The 18,799-nt window shown below is 46.8% G+C and carries 22 protein-coding genes; all 22 read right to left on the reverse strand.

The window, feature by feature from the left end; genetic code table 11:
* Positions 1-16 precede the first annotated feature (16 nt).
* On the reverse strand, positions 17-631 hold the full coding sequence (locus RBB45_RS11220; protein WP_306009592.1) for a hypothetical protein: 615 nt from the start codon (positions 629-631) through the stop codon (positions 17-19).
* A 9-nt stretch (positions 632-640) separates the two neighbouring features.
* Complete coding sequence (locus RBB45_RS11225; RefSeq protein ID WP_009795874.1) at positions 641-946, reverse strand: hypothetical protein; 306 nt, start codon at positions 944-946, stop codon at positions 641-643.
* A 68-nt stretch (positions 947-1,014) separates the two neighbouring features.
* Positions 1,015-1,776, reverse strand: a complete 762-nt coding sequence (locus RBB45_RS11230) for a FliA/WhiG family RNA polymerase sigma factor (RefSeq protein ID WP_253616649.1) — start codon at positions 1,774-1,776, stop codon at positions 1,015-1,017.
* Between the two features lie 264 nt (positions 1,777-2,040).
* Entirely contained in the window at positions 2,041-2,538 is a 498-nt protein-coding gene (locus tag RBB45_RS11235) for a chemotaxis protein CheD (protein WP_009795877.1), read from the reverse strand.
* Complete coding sequence (locus RBB45_RS11240) at positions 2,531-3,187, reverse strand: chemotaxis protein CheC (protein WP_009795878.1); 657 nt, start codon at positions 3,185-3,187, stop codon at positions 2,531-2,533. Before RBB45_RS11240 ends, RBB45_RS11235 begins: the two co-directional genes overlap by 8 nt.
* Positions 3,180-3,644, reverse strand: a complete 465-nt coding sequence (locus tag RBB45_RS11245; protein WP_009795879.1) for a chemotaxis protein CheW — start codon at positions 3,642-3,644, stop codon at positions 3,180-3,182. Before RBB45_RS11245 ends, RBB45_RS11240 begins: the two co-directional genes overlap by 8 nt.
* Positions 3,645-3,687: 43 nt before the next feature.
* Entirely contained in the window at positions 3,688-5,712 is a 2,025-nt protein-coding gene (locus tag RBB45_RS11250; protein ID WP_306009593.1) for a chemotaxis protein CheA, read from the reverse strand.
* A 20-nt stretch (positions 5,713-5,732) separates the two neighbouring features.
* A complete protein-coding gene (locus RBB45_RS11255; protein ID WP_009795881.1) occupies positions 5,733-6,824 on the reverse strand; it encodes a protein-glutamate methylesterase/protein-glutamine glutaminase in 1,092 nt (363 codons plus the stop codon).
* On the reverse strand, positions 6,825-7,697 hold the full coding sequence (locus tag RBB45_RS11260; protein ID WP_009795882.1) for a MinD/ParA family protein: 873 nt from the start codon (positions 7,695-7,697) through the stop codon (positions 6,825-6,827). It lies immediately after the preceding gene.
* The gene (gene flhF / locus RBB45_RS11265) at positions 7,690-8,835 is read right to left on the reverse strand and encodes a flagellar biosynthesis GTPase FlhF (RefSeq protein ID WP_009795883.1); all 1,146 of its coding nucleotides are present in this window, start codon (positions 8,833-8,835) and stop codon (positions 7,690-7,692) included. The genes RBB45_RS11260 and flhF overlap by 8 nt, the downstream gene beginning before the upstream one ends.
* Positions 8,832-10,868, reverse strand: a complete 2,037-nt coding sequence (gene flhA / locus RBB45_RS11270; protein ID WP_009795884.1) for a flagellar biosynthesis protein FlhA — start codon at positions 10,866-10,868, stop codon at positions 8,832-8,834. The genes flhF and flhA overlap by 4 nt, the downstream gene beginning before the upstream one ends.
* Positions 10,869-11,110: 242 nt before the next feature.
* Positions 11,111-12,193, reverse strand: a complete 1,083-nt coding sequence (gene flhB, locus RBB45_RS11275; RefSeq protein ID WP_009795885.1) for a flagellar biosynthesis protein FlhB — start codon at positions 12,191-12,193, stop codon at positions 11,111-11,113.
* Positions 12,190-12,972 carry a flagellar biosynthetic protein FliR gene (gene fliR, locus RBB45_RS11280; protein WP_009795886.1) on the reverse strand — a complete coding sequence of 261 codons (783 nt, stop codon included), beginning with the start codon at positions 12,970-12,972 and terminating at the stop codon, positions 12,190-12,192. Before fliR ends, flhB begins: the two co-directional genes overlap by 4 nt.
* A gap of 4 nt (positions 12,973-12,976) precedes the next feature.
* Positions 12,977-13,246: a flagellar biosynthesis protein FliQ gene (gene fliQ, locus RBB45_RS11285; protein ID WP_009795887.1), complete on the reverse strand. Its 270-nt coding sequence runs from the start codon at positions 13,244-13,246 to the stop codon at positions 12,977-12,979.
* Between the two features lie 12 nt (positions 13,247-13,258).
* Positions 13,259-13,924, reverse strand: coding sequence for a flagellar type III secretion system pore protein FliP (gene fliP / locus RBB45_RS11290; protein ID WP_009795888.1), 666 nt, complete (start codon positions 13,922-13,924; stop codon positions 13,259-13,261).
* Complete coding sequence (locus RBB45_RS11295) at positions 13,921-14,610, reverse strand: flagellar biosynthetic protein FliO (protein WP_129611774.1); 690 nt, start codon at positions 14,608-14,610, stop codon at positions 13,921-13,923. Before RBB45_RS11295 ends, fliP begins: the two co-directional genes overlap by 4 nt.
* Positions 14,611-14,638: 28 nt before the next feature.
* The gene (locus tag RBB45_RS11300) at positions 14,639-15,001 is read right to left on the reverse strand and encodes a response regulator (protein ID WP_009795890.1); all 363 of its coding nucleotides are present in this window, start codon (positions 14,999-15,001) and stop codon (positions 14,639-14,641) included.
* A gap of 21 nt (positions 15,002-15,022) precedes the next feature.
* Entirely contained in the window at positions 15,023-16,249 is a 1,227-nt protein-coding gene (fliY, locus tag RBB45_RS11305) for a flagellar motor switch phosphatase FliY (RefSeq protein WP_148950256.1), read from the reverse strand.
* A complete protein-coding gene (fliM, locus tag RBB45_RS11310) occupies positions 16,239-17,237 on the reverse strand; it encodes a flagellar motor switch protein FliM (protein ID WP_009795892.1) in 999 nt (332 codons plus the stop codon). Before fliM ends, fliY begins: the two co-directional genes overlap by 11 nt.
* Before the next feature lie 44 nt (positions 17,238-17,281).
* The gene (gene fliL, locus RBB45_RS11315) at positions 17,282-17,710 is read right to left on the reverse strand and encodes a flagellar basal body-associated protein FliL (RefSeq protein WP_009795893.1); all 429 of its coding nucleotides are present in this window, start codon (positions 17,708-17,710) and stop codon (positions 17,282-17,284) included.
* On the reverse strand, positions 17,700-17,921 hold the full coding sequence (locus tag RBB45_RS11320; protein WP_009795894.1) for a flagellar FlbD family protein: 222 nt from the start codon (positions 17,919-17,921) through the stop codon (positions 17,700-17,702). The genes fliL and RBB45_RS11320 overlap by 11 nt, the downstream gene beginning before the upstream one ends.
* A gap of 48 nt (positions 17,922-17,969) precedes the next feature.
* On the reverse strand, positions 17,970-18,770 hold the full coding sequence (flgG, locus tag RBB45_RS11325; RefSeq protein WP_224950264.1) for a flagellar basal body rod protein FlgG: 801 nt from the start codon (positions 18,768-18,770) through the stop codon (positions 17,970-17,972).
* Positions 18,771-18,799 lie beyond the last annotated feature (29 nt).

An 18,799-nucleotide genomic window follows, 5' to 3' on the forward strand; every position in this document is an offset into this window, starting at 1 on the left:
GACTTTTACAATCAAGTTATTCCTGCCGATTTTGACGAAATTTCAATAATAATGATATTTCAGTTTTCCCCCTGCCAAGTTTCCTGGCTATCTCCTCTTCGGCAAACCCCTGATCGTGAAGGGTTTGGGCCTGTTCCAGGATGGATCCGCCTGCCTGTCCGCTTTCTTCAGGTTCTGCCGGGGAAGGTTCAGCCCCGCTCCGGGAGGCTTCTCCGAGCTCGACAATATCCTCGGGGAAAAGCATATAATCCTCCGGCATCGGCTCCTTCTTTTGGCTGTACGCCTGGGCAGCCTTCTTCTGCATCGAGGAACCTTTTCTCAGATTGGGTGCGGGAGGACCTTTCACTCTGCCCGCACCGGCATCTGCAGCTTGGGCAGCCGCAGTCCCATTTGTTTTAGAATGAACATCCCCTGCAGGCTGTGAGCTTTTTTGAATGTTCCTCAGCAGCTTGTCGTTATCTTCTTTTATTTCTACTATGAAAGCGTTTATTGCATCTTCCACTTCCCTGAATGACTGCCCCTGCCTTTTCTCCATTTCAAAAAGGCGATTTTGGCGCATATACAATAGTGCTACTGCAAAAATGAGAATCAGATTGATAATCAAACTGACTGCCAGCAGAAAAATAGTCATTGAATCCCTCTATCTTCTAAAATCAATTGATGTTCCTTTGTAGGGATGAACCTCTTTTACGATTTCATCCTTTTCTTCCTTTTCCTTTTCAGGCAGCGATCCGCCGCTGTTTGGGCTCCGTTCCTTCTGCCAGCCGGCCTGAAGCCGGGAATGCTTCTTCACGACCGACTTCCTGTCCTTCTCCTCCTGCTTCTGCACAGCCCTTGCCGCCTGGTCGTTCATCATTTGTCCTCTCTGCTGCAGCTGCTCCTGGATCTTGGATGCATCCTGCATCCTTGGAAGGGCAACCTGCATTTCAATCAGCTTCAAACTCATATCGGACACTTCCCTTCAGATCGCTCCTGCTGTTATCAGCAGTGCATGATACCCTCGGGCCAAGCCATTTACATGATCTTTTGAAGTGTATGCCTCAAGCTGAATATGGCTTTCGTATGGATCTGGGATATCCTTGAAGTGGAAAGCCCCATCACCTGGCCAATCTCTGTCAGTGTCAGCTCTTCTTTATAGAAAAGGCTGATGACCAATTGTTCTTTTTCATTCAGGCAGGAAACCGCATCGGACATCTCTGACAGGAGTTCATCTTTTGCCACCTTCTCCTCCGGGACCACTGCGCGATGGTCTTTAAGGATATAGGTTGCTCCATCCTTCTCATCCTGATCCTGAGGCTGTTCATCCATTGAAAGGACATTTGCGAAAAAATGCTCGCTCATGACCGTCTGCACTTCATCTTCGTGCAGGTCCACTTCTTTCCCGATTTCAGCCGCCGTCGCCTTTCTCATTAGATGCTGCTCCAGCCTTTCCGCTGCAGCTTCGATCTTTTTTGCTTTTTCCCTTGTGCTCCTTGGAAGCCAGTCCTCTTTTCTCAGGCCATCTATAATCGATCCTCTGATCCGGAAGGAAGCGTACGTATCAAACTTCAGGTCCCTTGTGGGATCGAACTTTTCAAGCGCATCATACAACCCCATCAAGCCGAGGCTCCTCAGCTCATCCCTGGAAACATTTTTCGGGAGGCCGGCAGAGATTCTCTGAACATGATAGCTCACTAGAGGCATATATCTTTTTACAAGGGAATTGCCGGCCTCAGCATCACGGCTTTGCTGCCATAATGCCCAATATGCTTGTTCATCAGATGATTGTCCATGCATTCGTACGTATACCTCCTTAAGCGCAAGCCCGGTGTAGTATTTGTAAATTATATCAAAATTGCTTTCCTATTAATATTGCAGCAGTTGAAATTCTCAGATTCAGGAAACATTTCCTATATATCCTCAGTCAGCTCATCCCGCTTTTTCACTGGGCCAAAAGCGGAAAAAAATCAGCCCCATTCAAATGGCTGACTTTTTTCTGGAGATGGATTGTGCCCGGGGATGAAGCTATTAGAATTGTTTTCATGTTCGAGCAGGGCTGCCCTACAGCTCAGTGACCCCTTTGTTGACCGTTTTGATCTGCAGCATGGACGTCTTCGTGTTGAATTCTATTGTCCTTCCGCTGTTTCCTCCGACATCCTCTGCAATCAGCCTGATATTATGCACTTGCAGGGCTATTTTGACTGCTTCCACATTTCTCGGCCCGATTCTCATAAGGTCGCTTCCTGAAGAAAATTGGAACATCTGCGCCCCTCCGGCAATCTTGGCCCTGAGAAATCCCGGACTTGCCCCGTGCCGGACCATCTGCCTTACGAGTTCTTCGATCGCTGTATCGGCGTACTTCAGCTTATTGATTGAACCGGCTCGCGCAAGGGAAGAATCAGGAAGCATGATATGTGCCATTCCCGCGAGGCCTGATGACTGGTCATATACCGCTGCTCCTACGCAGGAGCCAAGTCCCGAGGTGCGCAGTATGTCAGGCATAGATGCGATTTTCAAATCTGCTATACCGACCTTGATGATGCTGGCAATTTCATTCATCGCCCAATACTCCCAAAGAGCTGAAAATCACTTCAAAGGAGCAGGGGTCCGGCAGCAGAAAAAAATGGCCTTTTAATGTATGCGTGACAGCTGGTGCCACTTCAGTCAAAGTTGTCTCGATGACAATTGCACTGTCGCTCACCTGGGAAAGCTCTATAAGGCCGAAGCTGATGATCGCTCCTGCCATATCGATTCCGAGTGCAGGCACTGAAGGATAGAGTGAAAGATTTGTAAAATCAGAGAGTGAGGACAAATAGGAGCCTGCCAGAATATTGCCCATTTCCTGCAGAGCTGACAGCCCTATTTCATCAAAAGGCGGTTCTGCCAGCTGAAATCTGTCATCAGCAGTCATCTGCCGGATGAAGGATTCGGCCTGCTCCACCGGAAGGATGAAGAACATGCTTCCGGGGGCATCGCCCTCGATTCTCAGAAAAACGCTGGCCACTACATTTTCCGGGCCCCCGGCCATTTCCATCATTTCATCAAATGAGACGATCTTAACATTCGGGACTCTCATATCAATCTTTTTATCCAGCAAAGTCGACAGCGCGGTTGCTGCATGCCCTGCCCCGATATTGCCGATCTCCTTCAGCAGGTCCAGGTGCAGGGATGAAATGCCGTGCAGGAAGCTGCCGGTCTGCTTACTCATGGCCTGCCAGCTTCATTTCTCCGCCTTCCAGAATCTTTCCAAGGTCGATCAGGATCAGCAGGCGTTTTTCCACTTTGACGACACCGCTTATGAACTCCGCCTCCTCGGCGCCGATCACGTTCGGCGATGGTTCTATAGAATCTTCTGATACGTCGATCACATCATTGGCCCCGTCAACCACGAGGCCGACTTCCATCTCATCGGCCGAGGCGATGATGACCCTTGTGCTGTCACTATACTCTTTCTGTTCAAGACCGAATCTTGTCCTCAGGTCAATGATCGGGGTAACCACGCCGCGCAGATTGATCACTCCTTTGACAGAGGAGGCTGCCCCGGGCACTCTTGTAATATGCTGTACTTTCTCGATTGATCTTACTTGAGAGACCGGTATCGCATATTCTTTATCTTTTAATAAGAAAATGATCAGTTTTAAATCTGCGGTCATTGTTTCACTCATTTCATACACTCCCTGAATTGGCAGTAGCTTTCATGCCAGTCTATTAATTTATTAAAGCATTGCAGTCAACAATCAATGCAACCTGTCCATCCCCAAGGATCGTAGCTCCGGAAATTGCAAAAATATCATTCAGATAGCCTCCGAGTGATTTAAGCACGATCTCCTGCTGTCCAATAAACGAGTCGACTACCAGTCCAGCCATCTTGTCCCCTTTGCGGACGATGACCACCGAATAATAACCATCTTCCTCCAAATGCACAGGAACAGCGAACACATCCTTCAGGAACAGAAGCGGAACGACCTTGCCGCGGAAATCTATGACCTTCTGGTTGTGGGCATTCATGATATCCTCTTTTTTAATGATTGCCGTTTCAATAATAGACGAAAGAGGAATCGCATACTTTTCCTTCTGTACTTCAATCAGCATGACAGAAATGATGGAAAGTGTCAGCGGAAGCTGGATGGAGAAGGTTGAGCCTTTTCCTTCCTGGGAATCAATCGTGACTGTTCCGCCTAATGATTCAATGGTGCTTTTCACTACATCCAGGCCTACGCCCCTGCCGGAAACATCCGAGATTTTGTCTGCAGTGGAAAAACCGGATGCAAAAATGAGCTCGTACACCTGTTTGTCAGTTAATGAAGCGCCTGCCTGCTCCGTTATAATGCCGTTTTTGACAGCTTTTTGCAGGACTTTGTCACGGTTTATCCCAGCTCCGTCATCGATCAGTTCGATGAAGACGTGGTTGCCGCTGTGGTACGCTTTCAGAACGACTGTCCCTTCTTCATTTTTCCCGTTCGCCTTCCGTACTTCCGGAGTTTCAACTCCGTGATCCAGTGCATTGCGGATCAAGTGTACTAAAGGATCGCCAATTTCATCTATAACCGTTCTGTCCAGTTCTGTTTCTGCACCTACAATTTCAAGATTGATTTTCTTATTCAGGTCCCTGGCCAGCTGGCGGACCATCCTAGGGAAGCGGTTAAATACCGTTTCAACAGGCACCATCCTCATATTGAGAATAATATTCTGAAGGTCTCCTGAGATGCGGGACATTCTTTCAACGGTTTCGTGGAGCTCCTGGTTGTTGAGCTCTTTCGAAATCTGCTCAAGTCTTCCCCTGTCAATGACAAGCTCTTCAAACAGATTCATCAATATATCCAGACGCTCTATATTCACCCGGATTGTTTTGCTGCTTGCCTGTTTGGCCGGTGCACCATTCCTGCTTTCTTCTTTTGGTTCTTCCACAGGCTGGATGATGCCGGCTGCAGGCGTCGGTTCTTCTTCAGCCGGATTGGCAGGCATCAGATCAATGTTTATGATTTCTGCCTTTTCAATTTCTGATACTTTCATGATCTTCGCCTGAATCTCTTCTTTTGGTTCCTTTGTAACCAGCGTGACCGTAAAGGCTGAATCAAATTGCTCTTCCTCCAGCACGTCCACAGGAGGATTGGACTTAATGATTTCACCGGACTTCTCCAATACTTCGAACACCATAAATACTCTCGCAGCCTTCAGGAGGCAATCTTCCCTTAAAGAGATGGATATCTCGAAAACGTCAAAGCCCTGTTCCTTTGACTGGCTGAGCACAGTCCGTTCAAATTCATCATAATCACTTCTCAGCTCTGCAGGAACTTCTGCTTCTGCAGCAGCCGCAGCCGCCGCTTCCTGACGCGATTCCATTACAGGGGTTTGGCCATTTTCAATCAGCTCCAGCTGCTTTACCGCCGTACTGACATCGCGCTTTCCATCCCCTCCTTCTGAAATGGATAATACCATGGCTTCCAAATCATCGACTGCCAGGAAAACGGTATCCAGGAGTTCAGGCGTAACGCCTATCTTTTGATTTCTAATAGCGTCAAGAACATTCTCCATCTGGTGGGTCAGGCGGGCCAGGTCTTCGTAACCCATTGTGGCAGACATTCCTTTTAACGTATGGGCAGATCTGAATATTTCATTAATTATTTTCAAATCGGCAGGATTCTTTTCAAGTTCAAGCAGATGTTCATTAATCGCTTGCAGATGCTCCCTGCTTTCTTCAATAAATACTTCTAAATATTGGCTCATTTCCATGGCGCTTTCACCCCTCTGAATTAAACATAGCTCTTTATTTTTTCAGCAATTTCTTCTATATTCGCAACTTTATCGACAAGCCCGGTTTCTATTGCCGTCCTCGGCATTCCGAATACAATCGCTGAATCTTTTGATTCTGCAATAGCAGAAGCATTTCCTTTGCTCTTGATTGCTGATAAGCCTTTTGTCCCGTCTGAACCCATGCCAGTCAGGATTACAGCGATTTTATGGCAATTTTCAATCATGCTTGCCGACTCAAACAGTATATCTACTGATGGCCTGTGCCCATTGACCGGCGCAGCTTCACTTAAGACCGCCATCAAGCCGGCTTTCGTCTGCTGTACTGTCAGGTGAAGGCCCCCGGGCGCTATGTAAGCTGTCCCTTTTTTCAGCAATTCGCCGTGCTCGGCTTCTTTTACACACAGCTCCGACAAGAGATCCAGCCTGTCAGCCAATGACTTGGTAAAGCCTGGAGGCATATGCTGGACAACAAGCACTGGTGCATCCAGGGTCCCTGGAAGCTTGGAAAACACCTTTTGAAGCGCTCTCGGCCCGCCGGTTGAGGTACCGATGCACACAAGCTTGTCTGCTGCGGGCAGGCTGCCTGGCTTGAGGGGCGGTCCGAAAGTCTCTGGTTCTATTTTACTATAATTTTCGTATAGCTTAATAGTATTTTTTCCATATAAAGGCTTGTCTGCCAGTTTGGCAGCTGATATCCTGCTTGCAGCAATGACCTTCTCTGCAAGCTCCTGTTTAATTTTGAACAAGTCCAGTGAAATAGAACCTGAAGGCTTTGAGATAAAATCGGCAGCTCCGAGCTGGATGCTGTTCATTGTCTTTTCTGCGCCTTCTTTGGTGGCACTGGCCAGCATGACGACAGGAAGGGGATGAACTTCCATGATTCTCTTTAATGCATCAAGTCCATTAAGCTTCGGCATTTCCACATCCATGGTAACGACATCCGGCTTCAATTCCTCAATCTTCCTTAAAGCATCTTCCCCATCTTTAGCGGTTCCGCATATATTGATTTGTTCATTCTCAGAGAGGAAGTCAGAGATAAGCTTTCTCATAAAAGCAGAGTCATCCACTACGAGTACATTGATCTTGCCCATTTAGCTCCGCCCCTTTTCAAAAAGCAATTGCTTAAGCCGCGACATAAAGGGAACCTTCCCATCAGCCTGCTGCTTCCCGTTCTGCTGCAGGAAAAAATCAGCAATGTCAAGAGTGGCCCTTGAAGCTGCCGAGCTTCTTTTATAAAGCAGATAAGGGGTCTGCTTCCTGACGGCCTGCTGAACGCTGCGGTCATCAGGAACAGCGCCAAGCCTTGTGACCCTTTTTCCCAGGAAGCTTTCCATTACTTGTGATATCCTGTTAAACGCCGAGGCTGCTTCCTTCTCTGTTTCTGCTTTATTGACGACTATACTAATCGGCATCTTATTGTCCCTGAGATGGATGAACTTCAAAGCAGCATAAGCATCGGTCAAAGAAGTCGGCTCAGGGGTTGTCACTGCTATCAGTTCATTCACGGATAAAATAAAATGAAGAGATTGGCTGCTGATTCCCGCACCCATATCCAGAATGATATATTCATATTTAGAAAACAGCTCCGAGAAATCCAAGAAAAATTGGTCAAGCACCGGTGCTGAGATCTCGGCCAGCTGAGAAAGGCCTGTTCCCCCTGCTATGTAATGGAGTCCATGCGGTCCCACTGAAATGATTTTCTCGAGTGAAGCATTGCCTGCAAAATAGTCTGCAGCCGAATAAGGAGAAGCAAGGCCAAGCAGGACATCTATATTCCCCATTCCGATATCAAGATCCAGCAGCAGAACATCATGCCCTTTTTCCTGGAGTGAAAGGGAGAAGTTCAGGGAAAAATTCGATTTCCCTACTCCTCCTTTCCCGCTTATTACAGCGATAGTCTTTGCTGAAGCCTTATCTTCCCCGTTCCTCAGTTTCCTTCTAAGCTGTTCTGCCTGGTCATTCATACTTTGATTCTCCCATTATCGCCCCGGCTATTGTTTTCGGGCCGGCGGGCACAAGATCATCCGGGACATTTTGGCCGGTAGTCAGATAGGCTGCCCCTTTTCCTGTTTTATCAATTATGTTGAGCAGCGGTCCAAAGGTCGACGTTTCATCTGCTTTTGTGAATATGAACCTGTTAATGTCCACTACTGAAAATTGTTTGATTGTTTCTTCCATATCCCTTTGCTTGGATGTTAACGATAGGACCAGATAGGTCTGGCTGCTTTCTGCCTCAAGCAGGCTTTTAAGCTCCTGGACATATTTCGGGTTGCGGAAATTGCGTCCCGCTGTATCAATCAAAATGACCTCAAAGTCCTTGAAAGTGTCCACTGCAGCCTTGAAATCTTCCTCTGTATAGCATACTTCCATAGGCACATCGAGTATATCTGCATATGTTTTCAGCTGGTCGATGGCAGCGATTCTATACGTGTCTGTAGTGATGAAGGCCGTTTTTTTCTTTTGCTTTATCACACATTCAGCAGCTATTTTAGCCAGAGTAGTTGTTTTGCCAACGCCTGTAGGTCCGACAAAGTTAATGATTTTGTGATCAAACGCAATTCCGCCATATTGGGCTGTTTCGAGCTTTGCCGTCAAAAGTTCCCTCAGCCAGCTATTAATCTTGTTAAAATCAGGTTCTAAGTCAGATTTATACCATTTTACCAAAAGCTTTTCCATAAGCTCTTCAATGATTGAAGGTTCCACTTCCTGTCCTGCCAGCTCTTCCTGCACTTTCTTGAGCGGAAGCGGCAGGGAAGATTGGGCTCTTAAGCTTCCTCCAGAAGAAGACTGCTGCATTAAACGCTTAAGCTCCCGGATTTCCGCTGCCAGTTCTTCCGAAGAAGGTCCCCCTGCTTTTGGAAAAAATTCAGCTGCCTTTACAGGCGGAGGCTCGATCATTTTTTCTTTTAATACTTCCTTAGGCTGGCTGGGCTCAGGATCTATTGCTGCAATGACTTCAATATTCCTTTTCTTGAAAAACCCTAGGAATCCGTTTGTCTGCACCATTTTGGAATTCAGGATGACTGCATCGCTGCCAAGCTCTTCGCGGATGATTTTCATTGCTTCAGGCATTGAAGGTGCCGTGAATTTTTTTACTTTCAATCGATGTTCACCACCCCTACACTTTGTACTTCTACATTTGCTTCCAATTCATTATAGGAAAGGATCGGCACGAGCGGGAAATACCGTTCTGTCAATTGTCTCACATACATCCTAACGGCTGGCGAGCAAAGAACGATAGGCGACTGGTCCATGATGGAAAGCTGCTCCACCTGGGAAGCGATCGATTCCAGGATGCTTTGTGAAACAGCCGGATCCATTGAAAGATAATTCCCATGCTCAGTCTGCTGGATGCCTTCTGCTATCAGCTTTTCAATTTTCCCTGACAATGTCACAACTTTCAGGGAATCGCCCTGTGCGGAATACTGGTTGGTGATCTGGCGGGCCAGCGCCTGCCTTACATATTCAGTGAGCAGATCTGTATCAGATGTCACTTTTCCAAAATCAGCCAGCGTTTCAAAAATGATCGGCAGGTTGCGGATAGAAACATTCTCCTTAAGCAGCTTGGCCAATACCTTTTGAACTTCGCCAACTGACAATGGATTTGGCGTGACTTCGTCTGCAAGGATCGGGTAGCTTTCCTTCAGATGGTCAATCAGCTGCTTTGTCTCCTGCCTTCCGAGCAGATCATAGGCGTTCGCTTTGATGATTTCAGTAATATGGGTAGAGACGACCGAAGGGGGGTCCACTACCGTGTAGCCAAAAATTTCTGCCTGCTCTTTCGTTTCCTCTGTTATCCATTTGGCTGGAAGCCCAAAGGAAGGCTCAACCGTATCAATCCCGTCGATGCTGTCATCTTCAATCCCGGGGCTCATGGCCAGATAGTGGTCAAGCAGCAGCTCACCGCGGGCCATTTCATTTCCTTTAATCTTCAGCCTGTATTCATTCGGCTGCAGCTGGATATTATCCCTGATTCTCACCACAGGAATGACCAGCCCCAGTTCAATTGCAAGCTGCCTCCGGATCATCACGATCCTGTCAAGAAGGTCTCCGCCCTGATTGGCGTCTGCAAGCGGGATAAGCCCATAGCCAAACTCGAATTCAATGGGGTCCACATTCAGAAGGCTGACCACACTTTCAGGACTCTTCATTTCATCTGTTTCCAGCTCTTCCTCTATCTCCTGAAGCTGCTCTTTATCAGGCTCCTTCACCCTTGATAACATAAATCCGCCAAAAGCAAACAATCCGGCAATCGGGAAAGTAAGGATATTGCTGATAGGCGTAAACAGTCCAAGCAGGAATATTGTCGCTCCGGTTACATACAGCATCTTTGGGTATGCGAGTATCTGTGAAGTAATATCCTTGCCCAGATTCCCTTCGGATGCTGCCCGGGTCACGACAATTCCTGTCGCGGTTGAAATAAGCAATGCAGGGATCTGGCTGACGATCCCGTCACCCACTGTCAGCAGCGAATAGCGGCTGGCCGCATCAGCGAAGCCGAGTCCCTGCTGCATCATGCCAATGACAATCCCGAATATAAGGTTGATCAGGACAATGATGATCCCGGCTATGCTGTCCCCTTTTACAAATTTGCTCGCACCATCCATCGAGCCGTAGAAATCAGCTTCCCGGCTGACCTTTTCCCGTCTTTCCCTTGCTTCATGCTCAGAAATCATCCCCGCATTCAGATCAGCATCGATGCTCATCTGCTTTCCTGGCATTGCATCGAGCGTAAATCTTGCTGCAACCTCTGAAACACGCTCAGAACCTTTTGTTATAACGATAAATTGGATAATAATCAGGATAAGGAAAACAACCATCCCTACTATTACATTCCCGCCGACAACGAATGTCCCGAACGTCTCAACGACACCGCCTGCTTCACCTTTTGATAAAATAGATCGGGTCGTGGATACATTCAGTCCAAGCCTGAATAATGTCAGCAGCAGCAGGAGCGATGGAAAAATGGAAAACTGCAGCGGTTCATTCATATTCATGGATATCAGCAAAACGAGAAGCGCCAGTGATATATTCATGATGATCAGGATGCTTAACAGCCACGATGGAAATGGTATGATAAGCATGGCGACAATCAGGATGACACTGACAACAACCGATAAATCTCTACCAGACATAATCTCTCTCCTAACAGAAATGCGTAAGGCACTTGTTCAGCCACGACAAGCTTAAGACGCATAAGGATGGGAGGCGTTCTTCCTCCCGTCCTTATGTGGCTTAAGACCTCGAGGGGCTAGTGCCTGGAGCTGGACAATTTAGAAATGCGTAAGGCACTTGGTTCGATGGAACGCAGACGAAGGACTCCGCTCTATTCAGAAGCGTCATCATGGCCGGACTGTTCAGGCCTCTTCGCTGCTGCTTACATTTTGTTCTTGGTGCGGTATACATACGCAAGGATTTCCGCAACCGTTTTAAAAAACTCCTCAGGTATGGTGCTGCCGATTTCGGTCTGGCTGTACAGAGCCCTCGCCAGCGGCCTGTTCTCCACCGTAATTACCTCATTTTCTTTGGCTATATATTTGATTTTCTGTGCAACATAATCTGCGCCTTTTGCCACCACATACGGTGCATCCTGCTTTTCTTCGTCATACTTCAGGGCAATGGCAAAGTGGGTAGGATTGGTGATGACGACATCGGCGTTCGGCACTTCCTGCATCATGCGGCTCATCGCCATTTCTCTTTGCTTCTGCTTGATCTTTGACTTGATCAAAGGATCGCCTTCAATGTTTTTATATTCATCTTTTATGTCCTGCTTGGACATCCGGATGTTTTTCTCGAAATCATACTTCTGATAGAGATAATCCAGGACAGATAAAAAGAGAAGCGCAGCTGATGCAAATAAGCCCATCTGCACGGTAAGACTGGCCAAAATGATCAGTGCCGCCCCCGGGGATTTTTGTGAAAGCATCAGGATTTCGTCAATCCGCATCCATAAAACCACAAATGTGACCGCACCGACAAATCCGATCTTTAAGACCGACTTCAGCAGCTCCACAATGGCCCTCATTGAAAAAATTCTTTTAAATCCTTTGATAGGATCGATTTTTTCCAGCTTAAACTGAATGGCTTCGGTTGAAAATAAAAATCCAACCTGCATATAATTGGCTGCTGCCCCGGCAATCATGGCAATCAGCATGACCGGTCCCAGAAACAAAGCCAATTCCTTCATGACTGCAAGGAAAATGGCCTGTACATTGCTCTCGGTCAGTTCCATGAGCATAAATTCCTGAAAAGAGTGCGTCAGCAAATACATGATGATATTTTTTAAATATCCGCCTGCAAAAAGGAGAAACAGGAATACAGCCAGCAGAACCAAGGCTGTATTGACATCCTGGCTTTTGGCAACCTGCCCTTTTTTACGGGAGTCCTGACGCTTCTTGGGGGTGGCCTTTTCTGTCTTCTCCCCGCTGAAAAACTGTAAATCAAGCCTGATCCTATTCATCCAGACGCTCCCCCTATCAGATCCATCAGGCCTTTCATTGTACTGGCCATCGCGCCGAAAAGCTGCGAGACTACATAGAGCAGGACACTCATAACAGCAACAAGAACAATGAAGCTGACGCCGATTTTCAGCGGAATTCCGACTACAAACACATTCAGCTGGGGAACGGTCCTTGCTACAATTCCGAGCGCCACATCCACAAGGAACAGACACCCGACCACCGGCACAGACATCTGGAATGCCGATATGAACATCGAATTAAAGGCCCGCAGCATATATTCAGCCATACCTTCATCCCCGAACGGGATCCACGGCTGGTCGAGCGGTATAGCCTGATAGCTGTAGAAAATACCATCAATGAGCAGATGATGCCCATTGACCATCAGGAGGAAAAACAGAGATATCGTGTATAAATACTGGCCCATGAGCGGGCTTTGCGCACCTGTTTGCGGATCAATTACATTGGCGATGGCGAAACCCATCTGAAAGTCGATCAAACCGCCTGCTATTTGAATGGCCGAAAGGATTAAATATGATATAAAGCCTATGACAAGCCCAACCAGTGCTTCTTTCATAATCAGCAAATAATAGGCACCATTAATTTCAAATGCCGGGGCATCCGCCGCATAAAAGATGATCCAGGCCAGAAAAAAGCCCAAGCCAATTTTATGGGTATTAGGGATTGACCGGTAAGAAAAAAGCGGCATCAGAAGAAAGAAAGAAGTCACTCTTACAAATATCAGTAAAAAAGCAGGAAACGCCGGAAGTAAATCTAGCATGTCATCATCCTACAAATCTAGTCAGATTTGAAAATATTTCATTTGTATAAGAAAGCATATGGCTGAGCATCCAAGGGCCGAAAAAAACAACACCGAGAAGGACAGCAACGATCTTTGGCACAAATGCCAAGGTCTGTTCCTGGATCTGGGTGGTCGCCTGAAAGATGCTGACAATCAGCCCCACGACAAGCGCAAGCACCAAAAGCGGCCCGCTGATATATAAAACACTCATAATCCCTTGCTCTGCGATCGATATAACTGTTTCGGGACTCATTCATTCACCTGCTTAAAAACTTTGTAGTAAAGATTTGACCACGAGATACCATCCATCCACAAGAACGAACAGCAAAATTTTAAACGGAAGTGATATCATGACCGGCGGAAGCATCATCATCCCCATGGACATAAGCACACTGGCCACTATCATATCAATCACTAGGAAAGGGATAAAAATCATAAATCCAATCTGGAAAGCAGTTTTTATCTCACTGATGGCAAATGCCGGAACCAGCGCTGTCAGCGGAATATCCTGTATGGATTCCGGCGTTTCGGCACCGGAATATTCCAGGAACAAAGCTAAATCCTTCTGCCTTGTATGGGCGCTCATAAAGTCCTTGAAAGGGACAGAAGCTTTTTCATACGCCTGTTCAAGATTGATTTCATCATTAAAAAGCGGGGTCAGCGCCTGTTCATTAACCTCCTGGAAGGTGGGTGCCATGATGAAGAATGTCAAAAAAAGCGAGAGGCCTACAAGCACCTGGTTGGGTGGCATTTGCTGGGTAGCAAGCGCCGTTCTGACAAAAGAAAGAACAATGATGATCCTGGTGAAACATGTCATTAAAATCAATATGCTCGGCGCCAGCGATAAAACCGTCAGCAGCAGGAGCATTTTTACTGAAGTGGATACATTATCAGGGGAGCTCGCATTGAAAAATTCCATAAATTCATTCATTGATCTTTTGGCCCCTTCTGCTCCATTTCCTGGTGAATTTTCCTGCGCTCTCTGCTCAGCTCTTCCAGCTGTCCTTTTAAAACAGACTGAAAATCGCCATTGCTGCCTTCAGCGGATTTTGATTTTGCCGCATTTGCCGTTCTGGCTGCCTTTGCTCTTTGAATCACTTTTGTCACAATATCGCTTGGCTGAACAAGCTGTTCCATTTTGTTGTTATAATCATTGATGATCTGATGATATTCTTCTTCATCATCTATTTCTTTCAACAGCTGTATATTATCACCCACACCCACTACAAGAAGCTGCCTGCCTACTTTGATGATCTGAATGCTTTTGCTGGCTCCGAGCGAGGCGCCGCCGAGATTTTCGACAAGCTGGGAAGATTTATAGGTCCGGCTTTTTTTGTTGATGAATTTAAGCAGAAAGTACAGCAGGCCAATGACAAATGCTGTGGCAAAAATCATCTTGGCTATATCCCAGCTGTTAATGCCAACTCCGCCAGATCCTTCTTCCTTTGCAGCCGAGCCGGCTCCCTTTGCAGGCTCTGCGCAATCTCCCGCTTTCTGCTCAAAGCAGTCTTTGACGCTGTTATTCAGCTGCTCTGCATGGGCCACAGATTGAAGGCCCGGCAAAGCAGCTGCAGCAAGAAGCAGGGTTATGAGCAATTGTTTAACTATTTGCAACATGATGCACCCTCTATTTTTAAAATTGCTTTTAGCCTAAGGTTTTTGAGATAGCTTCCAAGACCCTGTCAGCCTGGAAAGGCTTAACGATAAAATCCTTTGCGCCGGCCTGGATGGCATCGATGACCATCGCCTGCTGACCCATGGCCGAACACATGATGACCTTTGCAGAAGGATTAAGCTTTTTGATTTCTTTCAGTGCAGTGATGCCATCCATCTCCGGCATCGTTATGTCCATTGTCACCAGGTCAGGCTGTGTTTCTTTGTATTTTTCTACAGCCTGGGCCCCATCCGCTGCCTCGCCGACAACGTCGTAGCCATTCTTGGACAGGATGTCCTTAATCATCATTCGCATGAATGCCGCATCGTCCACTATCAAAATCTTCTGTGCCATAATACTTAACCCCCATATTAGTTATCTTAAATTTTTGATCCTGTCGCTCTGGCTGATGATATCTGTGACCCTGACACCAAAGTTCTCTTCAATAACAACCACTTCGCCTTTTGCAATCAGGCGGCTGTTGACAAGAATATCTACCGGTTCTCCTGCAAGCTTGTCCAGTTCGATGATAGATCCCGCGGAAAGCTCCAGTATATCTTTAACTGAACGCTTTGTCCTGCCCAGCTCTACTGTCACCTGCAAAGGAATATCCAGGAGCATATTCAGATTCTTTGTTTCAGACTCCTGAAGCTGCTGAGGCTCAAAGTTTGAAAATACAGCAGGCTGAACCTGCGGCGGCTGTCCGCCTGGATAATGGGCCCCAAGATGCTGGGGAGCCGCCTGGGCAGCCGGACGCTGCGTCTGTGTTTCCATGCCGGAGTATTGCACAGTTCCCTGTCCATAGCCGGGAGGGGCTGCTGCCATATCCGGCACTGGTTCTGCCGGCGGTTGATGGAATGCTGGCTCCTGTGCCTGCACAGGGTCAGGCTTGCTCAAATCTGCAGCCGGGTTTTCAGCCTGCGCCCCCGGATTCATAAGCTCTTCAACCAGCCTTTTAGCAAATTCCAGCGGGACCACCTGCATGATGCTTGAATCAATCAGATCCCCAATTTTCAGCCTGAAAGATACCTTTACAAGCATATCGTCATCCGGAATCCTATCTGTCCCTTCCCCTTGCTGCACATCCAGAAAATCAATGGATGGTGGCGAAATATCAACCCGTTTGCTGAAAATGGTGGACATGGAAGTTGCAGCGGAACCCATCATCTGGTTCATTGCTTCCTGCACGGCGCTCAGCTGGATTTCGCCAAGCAGATCTGCGGGGTTCAATCCGTCTCCGCCCAGCATGAGATCTGCAATGATTGCAGCATCTGATTGTTTAATGACAAGCAGATTGCTTCCTGAGAATCCTTCTGTATAGCTGACCTGGATGGCCACATACGGGTGCGGAAACTCCTCTTGAAGCTTTCTTTTTAATATGACAGAAACAGTCGGGGTTGTTATTTCAACCTTTTGATTCAAAAGTGTAGATAAAGCAGTAGCAGAACTGCCAAAAGAGATATTCCCGATTTCACCAAGCGCATCCTGTTCCATCATGGATAGGTAATCTTGAACTGAAAAAATATCGTCTTCCTCTGTGTCGTCGGTTCCTCTTAAAAGGGCATCTATTTCATCTTGCGAGAGCATATCGTCACTCATCATCGCTGTCTCCCCCCTTCAATGTATCAAGTATTTGAATAGCCAGCTTTTTATTCGCCTTACCGGGCTGTCCTGTAAATTTAGGGATATCCCCGATTTTGATCGTCAGCGGACGGTCAATCGCCTGGTTCAGCTCAATGACATCCCCGAGATCAAGCATAAGGAAGTCCTGGATGGAAATATCGGCAGAACCCAGTTCTGCTGAAACCGGCACCTGTGCCTTCTGTATGCTGTCCTCAAGCCTGCCGAGCTCCTCTGGCTCCCTTTCCTTTTTCTCTGTCTGCATCCAGTAATGGACAGAAAGCTTGGGAATGATCGGTTCAAGCACAACATGGGGTATGCAGATATTAATCATCCCGCTTGTTTCGCCGATCATGGTGTTCAGCGATATGACGACAACCGTTTCATTTGGGGAGACCATCTGCAGAAACTGCGGATTGATCTCGAATTCGGCAAGGAAAGGATCGATTTCGGTAATCGTGCTCCATGCCTCCCTCAAATGCTCAAATGCCCGTTCAAAAGTATTGGACATGATCTTTGTCTCGATTTCTGTCAATGTATCGACTTTATTGATGCTCGAACCCCTGCCGCCCATCATCCGGTCCATCATCGCATAGGCAATATTAGGATTGACCTCCATCAGGATCCTTCCATCGAGCGGGGGTACCTCGAATACATTCAATATCGTCATTTTCGGAATCGATCTGATAAATTCCTCATATGGTATCTGGTCGGCAGAAGCCACCGAGATCTGGACATAGGTCCTTAATTGCGCTGAGAAGAAGGTCGTCAATAGACGGGCAAAATTTTCGTGAATCCTGGTCAGGCTCCGAACCTGGTCTTTTGAAAACCGGAGTGCCCTCTTAAAATCATATACTTTCACTTTCTTCTCAGACTGTTCTTTCTTTAATTCATCTGCATCCATTTCCCCTGTTGATATAGCGGAAAGCAGTGCATCGATTTCATTTTGCGATAAAACCTCACCAGACATGAACCCTCACCTCCATCTTCGTAATCTGCCGAGGAAAATCCGGATTATTGGAGGAGAGACTCAGTGATATAGACACTCTCTACTTTTCCGTTTTGCATCAGGCTGTTGATTTTTGATTTAAGGTCCTCCTGCAGGCTGATTTTGCCTTCTTTGCCCTGCAGGTCTTCCGCCTTCTTTTCTGAAAGCTCCTGGATGATAATATTCTTGACCTGGAAATCTCTCTTCTCAAGCTCTTCCTTCGCTTTTTTGCTGTCAGTCTCAACCTTGAAGGAGATGCGGATAAAATCATCGCTGGCCAAATTCGTTGTGATCTGGTTAATGTCCACAGATGCTTCCAGCACTTCTTCAATTGAAGGCTCTTTCTCCTCTGCACCGTCTGTATATTTCATAACAACGACCAATGCCACCGCACCAACCAGAGTGATAGCTATGAGCAAAAACAGCATGATCATTAAGAGTTTATTATTCTTCATTTTCCATTCCCTCCAGCTGTTTGTGCCCAAGCAATCCGATAGACTGATAGAACCCGATAATCTTCCTTTTCACCGAGTCCTCATCATCCTTCACCACATACTTTCTTCCATTGGCCAGTGTAATGGTCGTGTCGGGAAAAGATTCGACCGTTTCAATATAAACAGCATTAATTGTAAATGTCTTTCCATTCAGCCTTGTAACAGTAATCATTGTAAGCGCCAGGACCGAAGGAAGCCTCCAGCCCTGTCCCTCCTCAGCTTAACGTTTTAAGTTTACCAGTTCCTGCAGGATCTCGTCGGAAGTTGTGATGATGCGGGTATTCGCCTGGAATCCACGCTGAGCCACAATCATTTCAGTGAATTCCTCAGAAAGGTCTACATTGGACATTTCGAGGGAACCTGATACGAGTGATCCCGCTCCAGAAGTACCAGGTAAAACATTTTGTGCTGGTCCTGAGTTGGCAGTAGACTTATAAAGGTTATTTCCTACTTTTTCAAGCCCTCCATTATTTGAAAACCTTGCAAGTCCTATGGTTGGACCAGTTGATGCCGTTCCGCCTTGAACATAAGAGATGCTGCCGTCTGCTCCTATGCTAAGATTTTCAATTTGACTGATATTAGCAATCGTAATCGCATTTCCTGGTGTGGTGCTATCAAGAATTTTTTCTCCTGAGGCTGTTACAAGATTGCCGGTGTTATCAAAATAAAAATTTCCGGCTCTTGTGTAAAAGGTATTAGTACCTTTTTGAACCTTAAAGTAACCATCACCTTGTATACCTATATCCAAAATTCTTCCTGTAGTCTGCAAACTACCTTGAGTATCAATAGTATCAATAGCAGACATTTGAGATCCCAATCCCACTTGCTTTGGATTGATTCCACCTACTCCGTTACCTGCCCCGGTCGCCCCCGAAACCGTCTGGCTCACCATATCCTTAAAAGTAACCCGGCCTTTTTTAAATCCAAAGGTATTCACATTGGCAATATTATTGCCGATTACATCTAACTTTGTCTGGAAGTTTTTCATTCCGCTAATTCCTGAGTACATTGAACGCAGCATTTTATCTGCTCCTTTCATGTTAAGTCTGC

Origin of the sequence: Bacillus sp. MMSF_3328 (genome assembly GCF_030733525.1) — a bacterium.
GTDB lineage: Bacteria > Bacillota > Bacilli > Bacillales > Cytobacillaceae > Bacillus_AB > Bacillus_AB infantis.